This is a genomic window from Streptomyces mauvecolor (assembly GCF_039532965.1).
Taxonomy (GTDB): Bacteria; Actinomycetota; Actinomycetes; order Streptomycetales; family Streptomycetaceae; genus Streptomyces; species Streptomyces violascens.
This window is the reverse complement of the sequence record NZ_BAAASQ010000004.1, coordinates 324,652-341,371: the sequence shown is the minus strand read 5'-3', so window position 1 is coordinate 341,371 and position 16,720 is coordinate 324,652. Positions and strand designations below refer to the sequence as shown.

Below are 16,720 nucleotides of genomic sequence, written 5' to 3'. Positions count from 1 at the left end.
GGGCGCCGGGCGGCCCGGTTCAGGGGATCAACTACCGCCGCATGTACGGGAGTCCACCTGTAGGGCAAGGGCGGTGTTGGCGCCGAGCGTGGCGGTGAACTGTCCGGAGGAGTCGACCGTCACGCCCCGTCCGCTCTGCACGTCGCAGTACGCACCGGCCGGAAGGGAGGTCTGGAAGGTGCGGGTCAGCGCGGACGACTCGTGGTTGATGGCGACGTACGCCTTGGAACCGCGGCCGAAGGCGATCTGGTTGTTCCCGTTGTCCCACCAGTTGGTGACGGACTGGCCGCGGGCGGTGTTGTGGAAGGCGACCATGCTCTGGATCTCGGGCCACTTGTGCTGGCACTTCCAGCCGTCCGTCCAGCAGGCGTTGACGGTGCCGCCGTTCGGCGGGCCCGCGTCGTTGTCGGTGAACTCGTAACCGGAGTGGACGTCGGGCGAGCCGTAGGGCCAGGCCAGCATGAAGACGTTGGCCAGGGTGTAGTTCGCGCCGTCCTTGTAGGTGAGGGTGGAGCCGTTGCGCTCGGTGTCCCAGTTGTCGACGAACACCCCGGCCTGGGCGCTGGGCAGATAGCCCCAGCCCTCGCCGAAGTTCTTCAGATAGGCGAGTTTCTCGGAGGTGAAGACCCGCTTGAGGTCGCGCCCGTACCGGAACTCCTGGACGTCGCCGTTCGGCAGGTACTCGGTGGGCTGGACCGCCTCGCCCGCCCCGTAGATGACTTCCTGCTTCAAGTAGGCGGAGGGGTTGGTCAGTTGGGCCTTGATGGCGGCGATGTCCTCGGTGGCGATGTGCTTGGCCGCGTCGATGCGCAGCCCGTCGACGCCGAGCGAGAGCAGGTCGTTGAGGTACTGGGCGATGCGGCTGCGGACGTACGGCTCGTTGGTGTCGAGGTCGGCGAGCCCGACCAGCTCGCAGTGCTGCACGTTCCAGCGGTCGCTGTAGTTGCTGACCTGGCTGGTGCAGTCGTCCATGTCCTGGGACTGGTAGATCCCGGGGTAGTTGTACTTGGTGTACGAGGAGCCGCCGGTGCCGGTGCCGGAACCGGCCGCCATGTGGTTGACGACGGCGTCCGCGACGACCTTCACGCCGGCCGCGTGGCAGGCGTCGACCATGTTCTTGAAGGACGTGCGGTCCCCGAGCCGGCCGGCGATCTTGTAGCTGACCGGCTGGTACGAGGTCCACCACTGGGGGCCCTGGACGTGCTCGGTGGCGGGCGACACCTCGACGTAGCCGTAACCGGCCGGGCCCAGGGTGTCCTTGCACTCCTTGGCGACCGAGTCGTACTTCCACTCGAAGAGCTCGGCGGTGACGTCCCGGTCACCGGGGGCCGAGGCGACGGCGGTGGGGACGCCGGGCGCGGCCAGGAAGGCCGCCGAGACGGCCGTGACGAAGGCGAGAGCGGCTGCGGTTCTTGGTATGCGGTTGGGGGGCTTCATGGGGGCGGTCCTCCTGCGGCTCCGAGGGAGGCGATTCAGCGTGGCTTGAATGTTCTTGCTGCAAGACTGAAAGCGCTTCTGAGCAGGTGACCGTAGGAGGACGTAAGGATCAGGTCAATGGTTTGGGCAGAATCCGGAGCGTGAGATTGCTCGTCTGCAAGGAGTTGCGCGGCAGGTGAGCGGGGTGCGAGTGCGGTGCGAGCGGGGCTCAGGCGGGGGCGTAGCCGCGGGCGCGGACGAGGTCGTGGGTGAGCCGGGTGAACGCGCGGGCTGCGGCACTGCGATACGCGCTCTCGCGGCGCAGCAGGGCGACCGTGCGGGCGGGCAGCGGCGGGTCCAGTGCGACGGGCGCGAGGTGCGGGTGGTCGTGCGTGACGGCGTCGGGAAGGACGGTGGCGAGCGGGGTGCGGCGGACGATCTCGGTCAGCGCCTGGATGGAGTTGGCCTCGACGGCAATGCGGGGGGTGACGTGGTGGTGCCCGAGGTAGGCGTCGATGTGACCGCGGGTGGCGAAGTCGCCGCTGAGCAGGGCGAGTTGACGCTCGGCGAGATCCCGGACCGCGAGCTCTCCGTGCCCCGGGGCCGGGGCGCCGACGACCAGACCGAGGGTCTCGGTGAACAGGGCGGCCGCTTCGATGCCGGGCAGGTGCGGCCCGTCGAAGGCGATGCCGAGATCGAGCTCGTCGGCGAGCAGAGCGGCCTCGATGCGGTCCTGCGCCAACTCCCGTACGTCCAGGGCGATTCCGGGGTGGCGGGTGTGCAGCTCGGCGACGAGGGGCCCGACGAGGTACGCGGTGAAGGTCGGGGTCACGGCGAGGCGCAGGCTGCCGCGCGAAAGGTCGGCGGTGTCCAGCACGGCACGCTCGGCAGCAGCCAGGTCCCGTAGGGCACTCCGCGCGTAGTGGGCGTAGGTCTCACCCGCGTCGGTGAGCCGCACCGCGCGCCCGGAGCGGTCGAGGAGCTGCACGCCGACCGTGCGCTCCAGCTGCTTGATCTGCTGGGACAGGGTGGGCTGGGAGATCCGCAGCTCTTCGGCGGCGCGGGTGAAGTTGCCGTGCTCGGCGACGGCGAGCAGGTAGCGCAGATGACGCAGTTCCGGGGCCATGGCCCAACTATAGATGGAATCGATAACAGTCATGGAAATTGCGTCTTGGACGCTATAGCTGCTGGTCATGCATGGTGGATCTCGTCAGCCCCTCAGGGCCGGCCACCACCGAAGGGAGTGACCATGCAAGACCTCGCCGAGGGCGTCGCGCAGTTCCAGCGCGGCGTCTTCCCCGCCAAGGCGGCCCTCTTCGCCCACCTCGCCGCCACCCACCGTCCGAGCACGCTGTTCATCAGCTGCTCGGACGCCCGGGTGGTCCCCGAACTGATCACCCAGAGCGAGCCGGGCGAGCTGTTCGTGATCCGCACGGCAGGAAATCTGGTGCCTGCGTACGCCCCGGGTCCGGACGGCGTCGCGGCCGGCATCGAGTACGCCGTGGCCGTTCTCGGCGTGAGCGACATCGTGGTCTGCGGCCACTCCGCGTGCGGCGCGATGACCGCGCTCGCCGAGCAGCACGACCTCTCCGGCATGCCGGCGATCGCCGACTGGCTGCGGCACGCGGACGCGGCCCCGGCCCACGCGGACACCGCGGAGCTTGCCGCCCTGGTGCGCGGCAACGTACGGGCCCAGCTGGCGAACCTGGCGACGCACCCCTCGGTGGCCCGCGCCCTGGCCGAACGCCGGCTCACGCTGCACGGCTGGGTGTACGACATCCCGACCGGCACGGTCGACGACGTCGCCGCCTGACCTCTCAACACACCCCACTGTCAAAGGAGTTACGACATGACCCACGCCACGTTCGACACCACCGCCCGTCAGGCCATCGCCACCGCCGCCGTCGAGGCGAAGGTCCGCAAGGACCTGTCGTGGCAGCAGATCGCGGACGCGGCCGGTTTCTCGGTCGCCTTCGTCACCGCGGCCGTGCTCGGCCAGCACGCGCTGCCCGCCGAGTCGGCGCGGGCCGTCGCCGATCTGCTCGGCCTGGACGACGACGCGGCCCTGCTCCTGACCACCATCCCGAGCCGCGGCTCGATCCCGGGCGGCATCCCCACCGACCCGACGATCTACCGCTTCTACGAGATGCTCCAGGTGTACGGCACGACGCTGAAGGCCCTGGTGCACGAGGAGTTCGGGGACGGCATCATCAGCGCGATCAACTTCAAGCTGGACGTACGGAAGGTGGCCGACCCCGAGGGCGGGGAGCGGGCTGTGATCACCCTGGACGGCAAGTACCTCCCGACGAAGCCGTTCTGACCTGGCCGGGGGTGGCCGCAGGGTCACCCCCGCACCCCCGCCGTGGACCCCCGCACCACCAGCTCCGGCTGGAACACGAACTCCGTCCGCTGGACCGGGGTTCCGCCGATCTCCTCCAGGAGGGCCGACACCGCGGCTGCCGCCATCGCCGCCACCGGCTGGCGCACCGTCGTCAGGGGCGGGTCCGTGAAGGCGATGAGCTGGGAGTCGTCGAAGCCGACGACCGAGACGTCGGCCGGTACCGCGAGGCCGCGTTCGCGGGCCGCGCGGACCACGCCCAGCGCCATCATGTCGCTGCCGCAGACGATCCCCGTGCAGCCCTGGTCGAGCAGCGCGCCCGCGGCGACCTGGCCGCCCTCCACGCTGTACAGGGTGGGTTTGATGTAGGCCGCCGCCTCCGGGTCGCGCAGGCCGAGGCGTTCGCCCAGGGCCGCCGCGAAGCCCTCCGTCTTGCGGCGCGACGGCGAGTACCGCAGCGGGCCGACCGCGAGGCCGATCCGGGTGTGGCCCAGGTCGGCCAGGTGGCCCACCGCCATCCGGATCGCCGCGTGGTCGTCGAGCGAGACGAAGGGGCCCCGGATCGCCTCGTTGTAGCCGTTGACCAGGACGTACGGGACGCCCCGCTCGGCCAGGGCCAGGTAGCGGGCCGGGTCGGTGGAGGTGTCCGCGTGCAGGCCGGACAGGAACACGATGCCGTTGACGCCGCGCTCCTCCAGCTGCTCGACGAGCTCGTCCTCCGTCGCCCCGCCCGGCAGTTGGGTGCACAGGACGGGCGTGTAGCCGTGGCCGGCGAGTACCTGTTCCACCGCCTGCGCGAAGGCGGGGAAGATCGGGTTGGTCAGCTCCGGCGTGACCAACCCGATCAGCCCCTCGCTGCGCCGCCGCAGCCGGGCCGGGCGCTCCCAGCCGAGCACGTCCAGGGCCGCGAGGACGCGCTGCCGGGTGGCGTCGGCCACCCCCGGCCGGGCGTTGAGCACGCGGCTGACGGTGGCCTCGCTGACGGCGGCCTGGGCCGCTATCTCCGCGAGGCGCGGCCCGGCCTGCTGCGCGGCATGGCTCACACCGTCCACCACACCGTCGTGTCCGCCGGGAGCTCGAACTGCGCGCCCTCGACGGTCAGTCGGGCGCTGGCCAGGACGGCTCGGCCCGGCGTCGGCAGTGACACCGGCTCCCCCGTCAGGTTCACCGTGCACACGAAGCCCTCGCGGGCGAAGGCGAGCACGCCCTCGGGTGCGTCCAGCCACTCCACGTCGTCCCCGGCGCCGAGGCCCGGGTGGTCGCGGCGGGCCGCGATGGCCCGGCGGTAGAGCTCCAGGGTCGAGTCCGCGTCGCCGGTCTGCGCCTCGACGCTGAGCCCGCCCCACGCGTCGGGCTGCGGGAGCCAGCTGCCGCCGCTGCCGAACCCGAACGAGCTGCCCTCGACGGTCCACGGGATCGGCACCCGGCAGCCGTCGCGGAAGCCGTCCTGGCCCGCGGCGCGGAAGAACGACGGGTCCTGGCGCACCTCGTCGGGCAGGTCGGTGACGTCGGGCAGGCCGAGCTCCTCGCCCTGGTAGACGTACGCCGAGCCCGGCAGGGCCAGCATCAGGAGGGTGGCCGCGCGGGCCCGGCGCAGGCCGAGTTCGCGGTCGCCCGGGGTGCGCAGCTGGGTGCCGAGGCCCTGCGGGTTGGCGAAGCGGGTGGCGTGCCGGGTGACGTCGTGGTTGGACAGGACCCAGGTGGCGGGGGCGCCGACCGGGCGCATCGCGGCGAGCGAGGTGTCGATGACCTCGCGCAGTGCCGCCGCGTCCCAAGGGGCGCCCAGGTACTGGAAGTTGAAGGCCTGGTGGAGTTCGTCGGGGCGTACGTAGTTCGCGGTCCGCTGGACCGTGGGGGTCCAGGCCTCGGCGACCGCGATGCGCTCGCCGTCGTACTCGTCGAGGATGGTCCGCCACGAGCGGTAGATCGCGTGCACGCCCTCCTGGTCGAAGAACGGCATGACGTCGTTGCCGAGCAGCTTGAGCTGGTCGTGGCCGCCGATGTCGGGCAGGCCCGGCGCCTTGACGAGGCCGTGGGCGACGTCGATGCGGAAGCCGTCGACGCCCATGTCGAGCCAGAAGCGCAGGATGGAGCGGAACTCGTCGGCGACGGCCGGATGGTCCCAGTTGAAGTCCGGCTGCTCGGGGGCGAAGAGGTGCAGGTACCACTCTCCGTCCTCGGCGCGGGTCCAGGCGGGCCCGCCGAAGATGGACTCCCAGTCGTTGGGCGGGAGTTCGCCGTCCGCGCCCTTTCCGGGGCGGAAGTGGTAGCGGGCCCGCAGCGGAGAGCCGGGGCCCTCGCGCAGGGCCTGCTTGAACCACTCGTGCTGGTCGGAGGAGTGGTTCGGTACGAGGTCGACGATGATGCGCAGACCCAGCTCGTGCGCGTCGCGGATCAGCGCGTCCGCGTCGAGCAGGGTGCCGAACATCGGGTCGATGGCCCGGTAGTCGGCCACGTCGTAGCCGGCGTCGGCCTGCGGGGACGCGTAGAAGGGGGAGAGCCAGACGGCGTCGACGCCGAGGTCGCGCAGGTACGGCAGCCGGCCGCGCACGCCTTCGAGGTCGCCCATGCCGTCGCCGTTGCCGTCGGCGAAGCTGCGCGGATAGACCTGGTAGATCACGGCGTCCCGCCACCACTGTGTGCCGGTCTTCCCGGTGAGGCGGTCGGGGGCGGTGAAGTGCTGGGTCATGTCGTCCTTAGAGGGGGTCTGGGGGCGTAAACCCCCGAGCCTTCGCTGTTCTTCGGGAGCCGGGGCGAGGCCCGGCTCAGCCCTTGGTGGCACCCGCGGTCATGCCGGTGACCAGGTGCTTCTGCACGAGGTAGAACACGGCGGAGACGGGGATGGCGATGAGTACGGCGGTGGCGGCCATGTAGTTCCACTGCGCGTCGTGCTGGCTGACGAAGCTGAACAGGCCCACGGCGAGCGTGTACTTGCCGTCGTCGAGCATGAACGTGGAGGCGAACGCCACCTCGCCCCACGCGGTGAGGCAGGTGTAGAAGGCGGCGACCGCCAGGCCCGGGCGGGCCAGCGGCAGGATCAGCCGGAAGAAGGTGCCGAACGGGGTGAGCCCGTCGACCCGGCCCGCCTCGTCGATCTCGATCGGGATCGAGTCGAAGTACCCCTTGAGCATCCAGGCGCAGTACGGCACCGCGGTGGAGCAGTACACGAGGATCAGGCCGCCGTAGGTGTCGATGAGGCCGAGGTCGCCGAGGATCTGGTACATCGGCACGATCAGTACGGCGATCGGGAACATCTGGGTGACGAGCAGCACCCACATCAGCTTCTTGTAGCCGGGGAAGCGCATCCGGGACACCGCGTACCCGGTGGTGGCCGCGAACATCACGCCGATGACGCAGGTCAGGCCCGCGATCAGGGCGGTGTTGCCGAGCCAGGTGAAGAACCTGGTGTGCTCGGTGACGAACGCGTAGTTGGAGAAGGAGAGTTTCGACCAGATGCGGTCGGGGTGCAGGTAGTCGTCCTTGTCCGGGCCGAGCGAGATGAAGACCAGCCAGACGATCGGGAAGAGGGCGACGAGGCTGGCGACGCTCAGCGCCAGGTGCGACAGGACGGCGGTGCGGCGCCGGCCGTGGTCCCGGGAAACGACCTTGGTAGCCATGGGGGCATCAGACCTGTTCATTGCGGGCCAGCCAGCGCCGGTAGAAGGAGGTGAAGACGATCAGGATGGAGAGCAGCAGCACGCCGTACGTGGCGGACTGCGCGAAGTCGCGGGGCTGCTGTCCGAAGCCGAGCCGGTAGGCCCAGGTGACCAGGATCTGGGCGTCCGGGGCGCCGCCGTTGCCGAACAGCAGGAAGATGATCACGAACTGGTTGAACGTCCAGATGATGCCGAGCAGCACGACCGTGGCGCTGACCGGGCGAAGGCCCGGCAGGGTGACGTGGCGGAAGCGCTGCCAGGCGCTCGCGCCGTCCATCTCGGCGGCCTCGTACAGCTCCGCGGGGATCGTCTGGAGGCCGCCGAGCAGCGAGACCATCATGAAGGGCACGCCGACCCAGGTGTTGACGAGGATCGCGGCGAGCTGCTGGAAGAGCGGCTCCTCCAGCCACTGGGGCTGCGGCAGGTGGAACGTGCCGAGCACGGAGTTCACGATGCCGGAGTCGCTGAGCATCAGGCGCCAGGAGAAGACGGTCACGAAGGTGGGCACTGCCCAGGGCAGGATCAGCATCATCCGGTAGAAGGTGCGGCCGCGCAGCTTCTGGTTGAGCAGCAGCGCGAGCGAGAGCCCGATGACGTAGTGCAGGGTCACACAGGCGACCGTCCACACGATCGTCCAGATGAAGTGCGACCAGAACCGGTCCCAGGCGGTCGGCCCCCACAGGATGTCCGCGTAGTTGTGCAGGCCGACGAAGTCGTAGGTGGCCGCGATGTGGTTGGCGCCGATGGTGCGCGCCGAGTTGAGGCTGTTGGCGTCGGTGAGCGTGTAGTAGAAGCCCTGGACCAGCGGATAGAGCACCAGGACGCCGAGCACGACGACGATCGGCGCGACCATCGCGTACGCGTACCAGTGCTTCTGCCAGGACTGCCTGAGGCGCTCCAGCGGCCCCCGGCGCGCCTTGGCCGCGCTCTTGGGGGCCGCGCCATCGACGGCAACGGTCATCTCGACACCTTTTCCGGGGGGGTTCGGCGGACGTGCGTGCCGCCGGGCCGTCCCCTGGGGGAACGGCCCGGCGGCGGGTCTCACTTGGTGAAGGCGGGGACCAGCTTGGCCATGTCCTGCTGCAGGCTCTTGGTGGCGTCGGCGACGGACTCCTTGCCGTCGGCGACCTTCGGCAGCGTGGTGTCCATCGGCGTCCACAGCGAGCTGTACTCGGGCAGCTCGGGCCGCGGCTGGGCGGCGGTGAGCACGCCCTGGTAGCCGGCGATGCCCGGGTCGGCCTTGACCTGCGCGGTGTAGGCGTCCTCGCGGGTGGGCAGCGTGGAGTTCTTCAGCGCGATGGTCTCCTGGCTCTTGGCCGAGGTCATGAAGCCCACGAACTTCATCGCGGCGGCCGCGTGCGCCTTGTCGGAGCCCGCGTACACGGACAGGTTGTGGCCGCCGGTCGGGGCGCCCGCCTTGCCGGCGGAGCCGGCCGGGACGGTGGCGATGCCGAGGTTGGCCTTGTCCTTGAACGCCGAGCCCTTGTAGAAGTTGGTGATCTCCCACGGGCCCTGGATGATCGCGGCGACCTTGCCGTTCACGAAGGCGTCCTGGATGTGGGCGTACGCGTCGGCGGTGACGTCCGCCTTGTGCAGGCCGGGGCCGTCGAACAGGCCCTTCCAGGTCTCAAGTCCCTTGACGGCGGGGGCACTTGCGATGGTGACCTTCTTGGCGGCGGCGTCGACGGTGTCGGTGCCCTCGCCGTACAGGAACGGCTGTGCGTAGTACCCGGCGGTGGAGCCCCAGTAGCCGTCGACGCCCGCCTTCTCCTTGACCAGGGCGGCGTCGGCCTTCAGCTCGTCCCAGGTGGCGGGGGCCTTGGTGATACCGGCCTTGGCGAAGAGGGCCTTGTTGTAGACGAGGGCGAGGGTGTCGGTGACCAGCGGGACGCCGTAGGTCTTGCCCTCGAACTGGGCCTGCTTGATCAGGTTCGGCCGGAACTTGGCCTGGTCGGTCAGGGCGTCGGTGCCGTCGAGCGGCAGGAAGTAGCCCTTCTTCGCGAACGCGGGCGTCCAGCCGACCTCGGCGCGCAGCACGTCCGGGGCGCCCTTGGCGCCGGCGGCGGTGTCGAACTTGTTCTGCGCCTGGTCGAAGGGGACGTTGACGTACTTCACCTTGATCGTCGGGTTCGCCTTCTCGAACTCCGTGACCAGCGCCTGGTACGTGGGTGCCTCGTTCGTGGCGTTCGAGGTGTCCCACCAGGTGATGGTGACGGGGCCGTCCGCCTTGCCGCCGTCACTGTCGCTGCCACCGCAGGCCGTCGCCGCGAGCGCGAGGGTCGCCGCGAGCGCGGTGGCCGCTATGCCACGTCGCATGAGAACTCCTTCACTGGGTGCCGCTCCATCACGGCGCCGGATCGCCAGGAACGTAACAAGGATGAAAGGAGTCCGAAAGACCTTGCGAAGAATTTCTGCAAGGTCGAGTGATCGTTACGTCAGCGTGTCCGCACGGTTGCCGTTGTGCGCCTTGTCAAAGGGGGTGCGCCTGGTCCATATGCGCCTGCGGAGGCCCTGCAAGGGTTCCGCAAGACCTTGCAAGGCTGTTACTTTTCGAGGGCCATCGGCGTTGATCCCGTAGATGCAGGTTTTCGAGAGGGACCACACATGACGCAGGAGCTGACGACGGCCGCCGTCGTCGAGGAGCACACCGCCCCCCGGACCGGCTGGTGGCGCGACGCCGTGATCTACCAGGTGTACGTCCGCTCCTTCGCGGACGGCGACGGCGACGGCATCGGCGACCTGCCCGGCATCCGGGCCCGGCTCCCCCATCTGAAGGACCTGGGCGCCGACGCGGTCTGGCTCACCCCCTTCTACCTCTCGCCGCAGGCGGACGGCGGCTACGACGTGGCCGACTACCGGACGGTGGACCCGCTCTTCGGCTCACTGTCCGACGCGGACGACCTGGTGCGCGAGGCCCACCGGCTCGGCCTGCGCGTCATCGTCGACATCGTCCCCAACCACACCTCCGACCAGCACCCCTGGTTCCGCGCGGCGCTCGCCGGCGGCCCCGAGCGCGCGCGCTACCTCTTCCGCCCCGGAAAGGGCGCGGCCGGCCACCTCCCGCCCAACGACTGGGAGTCGGTGTTCGGCGGGCCCGCCTGGACACAGGCCCCCGACGGCGACTGGTACCTGCACCTGTTCGCCCCCGAGCAGCCCGACCTCGACTGGGACCACCCCGAGGTGCGCGCCGAGTTCGACTCGGTGCTCCGCTTCTGGCTGGACCTCGGGGTCGACGGCTTCCGCATCGACGTGGCCCACGGCATGGTCAAGGCGGCGGGCCTGCCCGACATCGGCGCGAGCGAGCAGGCCAAGCTCATCGGCAGCCAGGTGCTCCCCTTCTTCGACCAGGACGGCGTCCACGAGATCCACCGCGGCTGGCGCGAGCTGCTCGACAGTTACGACGGCGAGCGCATCGCGGTCGCCGAGGCCTGGGCTCCCTCGCCCGAGCGCCTCGCCCTGTACGTACGCCCCGACGAACTGCACCAGGCCTTCAACTTCCAGTTCCTGACGTGCAGTTGGGACGCCGGGCGGATGCGCGAGACGGTCGACGCCTCGCTCGCCGCGACGGGCGCGGTCGGCGCCCCGACGACGTGGGTGCTCTCCAACCACGACGTCGTACGCCATGTGACCCGCTACGGCGGCGGCGAGCAGGGCCTGCGCCGGGCGCGCGCCGCGGCCCTGTTCACCCTGGCCCTGCCCGGCTCCGCCTACCTCTATCAAGGCGAGGAGCTCGGCCTGCCCGAGGTCACCGACCTGCCCGACGAGCTGCGCCAGGACCCCGCCTTCCACCGCGCGGCCGGCCAGGACGGCTTCCGCGACGGCTGCCGCGTCCCGATCCCGTGGACCGCCGACGGCCCGTCGTACGGATTCGGCGAGGCCGCGCCCTGGCTGCCGCAGCCCGACTCGTGGCGCGGTCTCAGCGTCGCCTCCCAGTCGGGCGACCCGCACTCGACCCTGGAGCTCTACCGCGCGGCGCTCACCCTGCGCCGCGAGCTGCCGGGCCTCGGCGACGGCACGATGGACTGGCTCCCGGCACCGCGGGGAGTGCTCGCTTTCGCCCGGCCCGGCTTCGTCTGCACCCTCAACACCCTGGACCACGAGGTCCAACTCCCGCTGCCCGGACGCCCGCTGCTCACCAGCGGCGCCGTCGATTTCGACGGCACGAGCGCCCTGCTCCCGGCCGAATCCGCGGTCTGGTGGGCAATCTGACGTGCGACCGGTACAGTCCAATCCCGTGACCGCACGGCTCGCCGACATCGCAGCCCAGGCGGGGGTCAGCGAAGCCACAGTCAGCCGCGTGCTCAACGGCAAGCCCGGTGTGGCCGCGGGCACCCGCGAATCCGTTCTCGCCGCACTCGACGTGCTGGGCTACGAGCGGCCCGTACGACTGCGCCGGCGCAGCGCGGGGCTCGTCGGCCTGATAACGCCGGAACTGGAAAACCCGATCTTTCCCGCCCTCGCCCAGGTCATCGGCCAGTCGCTGACCCGGCAGGGATACACCCCGGTGCTCGCGACGCAGACGCCCGGCGGATCCACCGAGGACGAGCTCACCGAGATGCTGGTGGACCGGGGCGTCTCCGGGATCATCTTCGTCTCCGGGCTGCACGCGGACACCACCGCCGACATGGAGCGCTACGAGCAGCTGCGCGCCCAGGGCGTCCCGTACGTCCTGGTCGACGGCTTCTCTCCGAAGGTGCAGGCGCCCTTCATCTCGCCCGACGACCGGGCCGCGATGCGGCTCGCGGTCACCCACCTCGCGGCGCTGGGCCACACCCGGATCGGGCTGGCGGTCGGCCCCAAGCGGTTCGTTCCCGTCCTGCGCAAGATCGAGGGCTTCACGGCCGGCATGCAGGACCGGCTCGGGCTCACCGTCGCCGAGGCGGAATCCCTCATCCAGCACTCGCTCTACACCCTGGAGGGCGGCCAGGCGGCCGCCTCCGCTCTGATCGCGCAGGGCTGCACCGCGGTGGTGTGCGCCAGCGACATGATGGCGCTCGGCGCGATCAGGGCCGCGCGCCAGGCGGGGCTTGATGTGCCCCGTGATGTCTCCGTGGTGGGCTTCGACGACTCTCCGCTGATAGCGTTCACCGACCCGCCGCTGACCACCATCCGCAAGCCGGTGACCGCGATGGGTCAGGCGGCCGTCCGCGCCCTCCTCGAGGAGGTCGGGGGCACGCCCGCCCCGCACAGCGAGTTCGTGTTCATGCCCGAGCTGGTCGTACGCGGTTCAACCTCCGGAGCGAGACCCCGAAGCCGACCCTGACGTACGCCGGGAAACGTCGTCCTCAGGGAGTAGCAGGTGCGGAGCGAACCCGACCGGAGGATGATCGGCCGGGGGTATGTGCATCTGGCAGACTCTCTTCCCATGGGTGAAATGACCGTGAAGACTCTGGAAGGCCGGACGGCCGCTCCAACCAACGAGCCGTCGGCCTCACCCCACAGCACCGAACCCGGACGAACCGGATTTTCCGCCCGGTTGAGAGGTGTGCGCTCGCCGCGCAGCCCCCGCATCTGGTTCGAAGCACTTCTGATCGCGGTGAGTTACTGGGTGTACTCACTGATCCGCAACGCGGTGCCGGAGCAGAAGGCGCAGGCGCTCAAGAACGCCGACTGGATCTGGAGCGTCGAGCACCACCTGGGCATCGCGGTGGAGCAGTCGGTCAACCACGCCGTGAATTCGGTGACATGGCTCATCGTCGGCATGAACTACTACTACGCGACACTGCACTTCATCGTCACCATCGGTGTTCTCGTGTGGCTGTTCCGTAGTCACCCCGGCCGCTACGCGGCGTCACGGCTCGTACTCTTCGCGACGACGGGCGTGGCCCTGGTCGGCTACTACTTCTTCCCGCTGGCGCCGCCCCGCCTGATGAACGGCGGGGGCTTCGTCGACACGGTTCTGGTGCACCACACCTGGGGCTCGATGGCCTCGGGCGACCTGAAGAACATGTCGAACCAGTACGCGGCGATGCCGTCCATGCACATCGGGTGGTCGACCTGGTGCGGCCTGACGATCTTCGCGCTCGCGTCCGCGCCCTGGGCGAAGATCCTTGGCCTGCTCTATCCGACGGCCACGCTGGTGGTGATCGTCTCCACGGCGAACCACTTCTGGCTGGACGCGGTGGGCGGCCTGCTCTGCCTGACCTTCGGCTTCCTCGTCTCCCGAACCTGGTACGGCGCCCTGCCGCATCGGCTGCCGCGGCTGGTGGAGCCGAAGCGGGGCTCTGTTCCTCGGCGCCGGGAACCGAAACCGAGCGCGTCCCGCGTTTGAGGGGGCTGGGGGCGGAGCCCCCGGCAGCCCCGCCGCACGCTAGAGGTGCGCCCCGTAGAACAGCTCCTCCACAACCGCCCGCGCCCTGCGCGTAAGGCGCCGGTAGTCCTCCAGCATGTCCCCGACATGCCCCGGCTCGTACCCCAGGTAACGCCCGACCGCCGCCAGCTCCCGCCCGTCGGACGGGAACGTGTCCCCGGCGCGCCCCCGCACCAGCATGACCCCGTTGCGCACCCGTGTCGCCAGCACCCACGCCTCGTCCAGTATCGAGGCGTCCTCGGTGTCGATGAGCCCGGCCGCGTGCGCGGCGGCCAGGGCCTCCCGGGTCCGGGTCGTGCGCAGGCCGGGCTCGTCCCAGCCGTGCTGCATCTGGAGGAGCTGGACCGTCCACTCGACGTCGGACAGGCCGCCCCGGCCGAGCTTGGTGTGCAGGGTGGGGTCGGCGCCGCGCGGCATCCGCTCGGACTCCATGCGGGCCTTGAGCCGGCGGATCTCGCGTACCGCGTCGTCGCCGAGGCCCTCCACCGGATACCGCAGCGGGTCGATGAGCTCGATGAAGCGGGCCCCGAGGTCGGCGTCGCCCGCCATCACCTCGGCGCGCAGCAGCGCCTGGCTCTCCCAGACCAGCGACCAGCGCCGGTAGTACGCCTCGTACGACTTGAGCGTGCGAACCATCGGCCCGGACTTGCCCTCCGGCCGGAGGTCCGCGTCGATCAGCAACGGCGGGTCGGCGGTGGGGAGTTGGAGGAGCCGGCGCATCTCGGCGACGACGCGGTTGGCGGCCTTCGCGGCCTCCTGCTCGTCGACGCCCTCGCGGGGCTCGTGCACGAACAGGACGTCCGCGTCCGAGCCGTAGCTCAGCTCGTGGCCGCCGAAGCGGCCCATGCCGATGACGGCGAACCGGGTGGGCAGGGTGTCGCCCCACTCGGCCCGCACGGCGGCGCGCAGGGCACCCGCGATGGTGGCCGCGTTCAGGTCGGTGACCGCGTTGCCGACCCGGTCGACGAGGGCGCCCGGGTCCTCCTCGGCGGGGCTGTCCTCGGTGCCGTACGAGCCGATGAGGTCGCCCGCGGTGGTGCGGAACAGTTCGCGGCGGCGCACCCCGCGGGCGGCGGCGACCGCGCCTTCGGCGGTCTCGGCGCGGCCGACCGCGGCGAGCACCTCCTGCTCCAGGTGGTCCCGGCCGCGCGGCACGAGCCCGTCCGGGTCGCCCAGGATGGCAACCGCCTCGGGGGCGCGGAGCAGCAGGTCGGGGGCGAGCCGGCCGGCCGACAGGACGCGGGCCAGGTTCTCGGCGGCGGCGCCCTCGTCGCGAAGGAGCCGCAGGTACCAGGGGGTCTTGCCGAGCGCGTCGGAGACCTTGCGGAAGCCGAGCAGTCCGGCGTCCGGGTCGGCCGAGTCCGCGAACCAGCCCAACAGGACGGGCAGCAGGGTGCGCTGGATGGCGGCCTTGCGGCTCACGCCGGAGGACAGCGCCTCCAGGTGGCGCAGGGCGGCCGCCGGGTCGGCGTACCCGAGCGCTTCGAGGCGGTGGGCGGCGGCGCGGGCGCTGAGCCGGGTCTCTCCGGGGGCGAGCTGGGCGACGGCGTCCAGGAGCGGCCGGTAGAAGAGCTTCTCGTGCAGGCGGCGCACGACGGACGCGTGCCGCTTCCACTCCTTGTTGAGGCTGGCGACGGGCTCGGTGCGCAGGCCGAGCGAGCGGCCGAGCCGGCGCAGATCGGCCTCGTCCTCGGGCACGAGGTGGGTGCGGCGCAGCCGGTGGAGCTGTATGCGGTGCTCCATCGCACGCAGGAAGCGGTACGCCTCGTCCAGCTGCGCGGCGTCCGCCCGGCCCACGTAGCCGCCGGCCGCGAGCGCCGCGAGCGCGTCCAGGGTGGTGCCGCTGTGCAGCGTCGCGTCGCTGCGCCCGTGCACCAACTGCAGGAGCTGGACGGCGAATTCGACGTCGCGGAGCCCGCCGGGGCCGAGCTTGAGCTCGCGCTCGACCTGGGCGGCGGGGATGTTGTCGACGACCCGGCGCCGCATCTTCTGGACGTCGGCGACGAAGTTGTCCCGCTCGGCCGCCTGCCACACCAGGGGTGAGACGGCCTCGACGTAGTCCTGGCCGAGCTCGGGGTCGCCCGCCACCGGCCGGGCCTTGAGCAGCGCCTGGAACTCCCAGGTCTTGGCCCAGCGCTGGTAGTAGGCGAGGTGGCTGGAGAGCGTCCGCACCAGCGGGCCGTTGCGGCCCTCGGGGCGCAGGTTGGCGTCGACGGGCCAGATGACGCCCTCGACGGTGGTCTCGGAGCAGATCCGCATGAGGTGGGCGGCGAGCCGGGAGGCGGCCTGCATCGCCTTGCCCTCGTCGCCGCCGTCGGCCGGTTCGGCCACGAAGATCACGTCGACGTCGGAGACGTAGTTGAGCTCGTGGCCTCCGCACTTGCCCATCGCGATCACCGCGAGCCGGCACTGGGCGGCGTCCTCGGGGGCGGCGGTGCGGGCGATGGCGAGCGCGGCGCGCAGGGTGGCGGTGGCGAGGTCGGCGAGCTCGGCGGCGGTCTCGGCCATGTCCGTGGTCCCGCACACGTCGCGGGCCGCTATGGCGAGCAGGCAGCGCCGGTAGGCGACCCGCAGCGTCACGGGGTCGGTGGCCTCGGCCAGGCCCCGCTCGAATTCGGCGACCCCGGGGTGCAGGTCGGCGGCCTCGTAGGTGACCAGGGCGTGCCAGTCGCGGGGGTGGCGGGCCAGGTGGTCGCCGAGCGCCTCGGAGGCGCCGAGCACCCCGAGCAGCCGGTCGCGCAGGGGCTTCGCCGTGACGAGGGTGTCCAGGAGGGCGCGGCGCTCGTCGGCGTCCTGCGCCTCCACGATGCGGACGAGCCCGAGCAGGGCCAGATCGGGGTCGGCGGTGGCGCCGAGCGCGTCCAGGAGCACCGGGTCGGACCGTACGGGGGCGAGCTCGGGGGTCTCCAGGAGCCGCTCGGAGGCCGAAGGGTCGGTGAAGCCATGCCGCAGCAGCCGTGTGAAGGTACTGCTCCTGCGCCCCGGCACCGTCATCTGGCC

The 16,720-nt window shown here is 71.0% G+C and carries 13 protein-coding genes; 5 read left to right on the top strand and 8 right to left on the bottom strand.

Annotation, left to right across the window (positions count from 1 at the left end; all coding sequences use genetic code 11):
* Positions 1-27: 27 nt before the first annotated feature.
* Together ABD346_RS04670 and cynR are read right to left on the bottom strand one after the other, a co-directional pair.
* Positions 28-1,437: an alpha-amylase gene (locus ABD346_RS04670; RefSeq protein ID WP_344371800.1), complete on the bottom strand. Its 1,410-nt coding sequence runs from the start codon at positions 1,435-1,437 to the stop codon at positions 28-30.
* 208 nt (positions 1,438-1,645) lie between these two features.
* Positions 1,646-2,542 carry a transcriptional regulator CynR gene (cynR, locus tag ABD346_RS04665; RefSeq protein WP_344371798.1) on the bottom strand — a complete coding sequence of 299 codons (897 nt, stop codon included), beginning with the start codon at positions 2,540-2,542 and terminating at the stop codon, positions 1,646-1,648.
* A gap of 123 nt (positions 2,543-2,665) precedes the next feature.
* On the opposite strand from cynR, the gene ABD346_RS04660 reads away from it, so the two are divergent.
* Together ABD346_RS04660 and cynS are read left to right on the top strand one after the other, a co-directional pair.
* Positions 2,666-3,229, top strand: coding sequence for a carbonic anhydrase (locus tag ABD346_RS04660; protein ID WP_344371797.1), 564 nt, complete (start codon positions 2,666-2,668; stop codon positions 3,227-3,229).
* A gap of 36 nt (positions 3,230-3,265) precedes the next feature.
* Positions 3,266-3,736: a cyanase gene (gene cynS, locus ABD346_RS04655; RefSeq protein WP_344371795.1), complete on the top strand. Its 471-nt coding sequence runs from the start codon at positions 3,266-3,268 to the stop codon at positions 3,734-3,736.
* A gap of 23 nt (positions 3,737-3,759) precedes the next feature.
* Here cynS and ABD346_RS04650 read toward each other — a convergent pair whose 3' ends face one another.
* From ABD346_RS04650 to ABD346_RS04630, 5 genes are all read right to left on the bottom strand, one after another.
* Positions 3,760-4,809 (bottom strand): LacI family DNA-binding transcriptional regulator, encoded by a 1,050-nt coding sequence (locus ABD346_RS04650; protein WP_344371792.1) that lies wholly within the window; start codon positions 4,807-4,809, stop codon positions 3,760-3,762.
* On the bottom strand, positions 4,794-6,443 hold the full coding sequence (locus ABD346_RS04645; protein ID WP_344371790.1) for a glycoside hydrolase family 13 protein: 1,650 nt from the start codon (positions 6,441-6,443) through the stop codon (positions 4,794-4,796). The genes ABD346_RS04650 and ABD346_RS04645 overlap by 16 nt, the downstream gene beginning before the upstream one ends.
* A gap of 76 nt (positions 6,444-6,519) precedes the next feature.
* On the bottom strand, positions 6,520-7,371 hold the full coding sequence (locus tag ABD346_RS04640) for a sugar ABC transporter permease (protein ID WP_344371788.1): 852 nt from the start codon (positions 7,369-7,371) through the stop codon (positions 6,520-6,522).
* A gap of 7 nt (positions 7,372-7,378) precedes the next feature.
* The gene (locus ABD346_RS04635) at positions 7,379-8,371 is read right to left on the bottom strand and encodes a carbohydrate ABC transporter permease (protein ID WP_344371786.1); all 993 of its coding nucleotides are present in this window, start codon (positions 8,369-8,371) and stop codon (positions 7,379-7,381) included.
* 80 nt (positions 8,372-8,451) lie between these two features.
* On the bottom strand, positions 8,452-9,726 hold the full coding sequence (locus tag ABD346_RS04630) for an extracellular solute-binding protein (RefSeq protein ID WP_344371784.1): 1,275 nt from the start codon (positions 9,724-9,726) through the stop codon (positions 8,452-8,454).
* Positions 9,727-10,014: 288 nt separating this feature from the next.
* Between ABD346_RS04630 and ABD346_RS04625 the strand changes: the two genes are divergently transcribed.
* From ABD346_RS04625 to ABD346_RS04615, 3 genes are all read left to right on the top strand, one after another.
* Positions 10,015-11,619: a glycoside hydrolase family 13 protein gene (locus tag ABD346_RS04625; protein ID WP_344371782.1), complete on the top strand. Its 1,605-nt coding sequence runs from the start codon at positions 10,015-10,017 to the stop codon at positions 11,617-11,619.
* A 25-nt stretch (positions 11,620-11,644) separates the two neighbouring features.
* Positions 11,645-12,673 carry a LacI family DNA-binding transcriptional regulator gene (locus ABD346_RS04620; protein WP_264197997.1) on the top strand — a complete coding sequence of 343 codons (1,029 nt, stop codon included), beginning with the start codon at positions 11,645-11,647 and terminating at the stop codon, positions 12,671-12,673.
* A gap of 102 nt (positions 12,674-12,775) precedes the next feature.
* Positions 12,776-13,681 carry a phosphatase PAP2 family protein gene (locus ABD346_RS04615; protein ID WP_344371779.1) on the top strand — a complete coding sequence of 302 codons (906 nt, stop codon included), beginning with the start codon at positions 12,776-12,778 and terminating at the stop codon, positions 13,679-13,681.
* 39 nt (positions 13,682-13,720) lie between these two features.
* On the opposite strand, the gene ABD346_RS04610 is transcribed toward ABD346_RS04615, so the two are convergent.
* Entirely contained in the window at positions 13,721-16,714 is a 2,994-nt protein-coding gene (locus ABD346_RS04610; RefSeq protein WP_344371777.1) for a bifunctional [glutamine synthetase] adenylyltransferase/[glutamine synthetase]-adenylyl-L-tyrosine phosphorylase, read from the bottom strand.
* Positions 16,715-16,720: the final 6 nt, after the last annotated feature.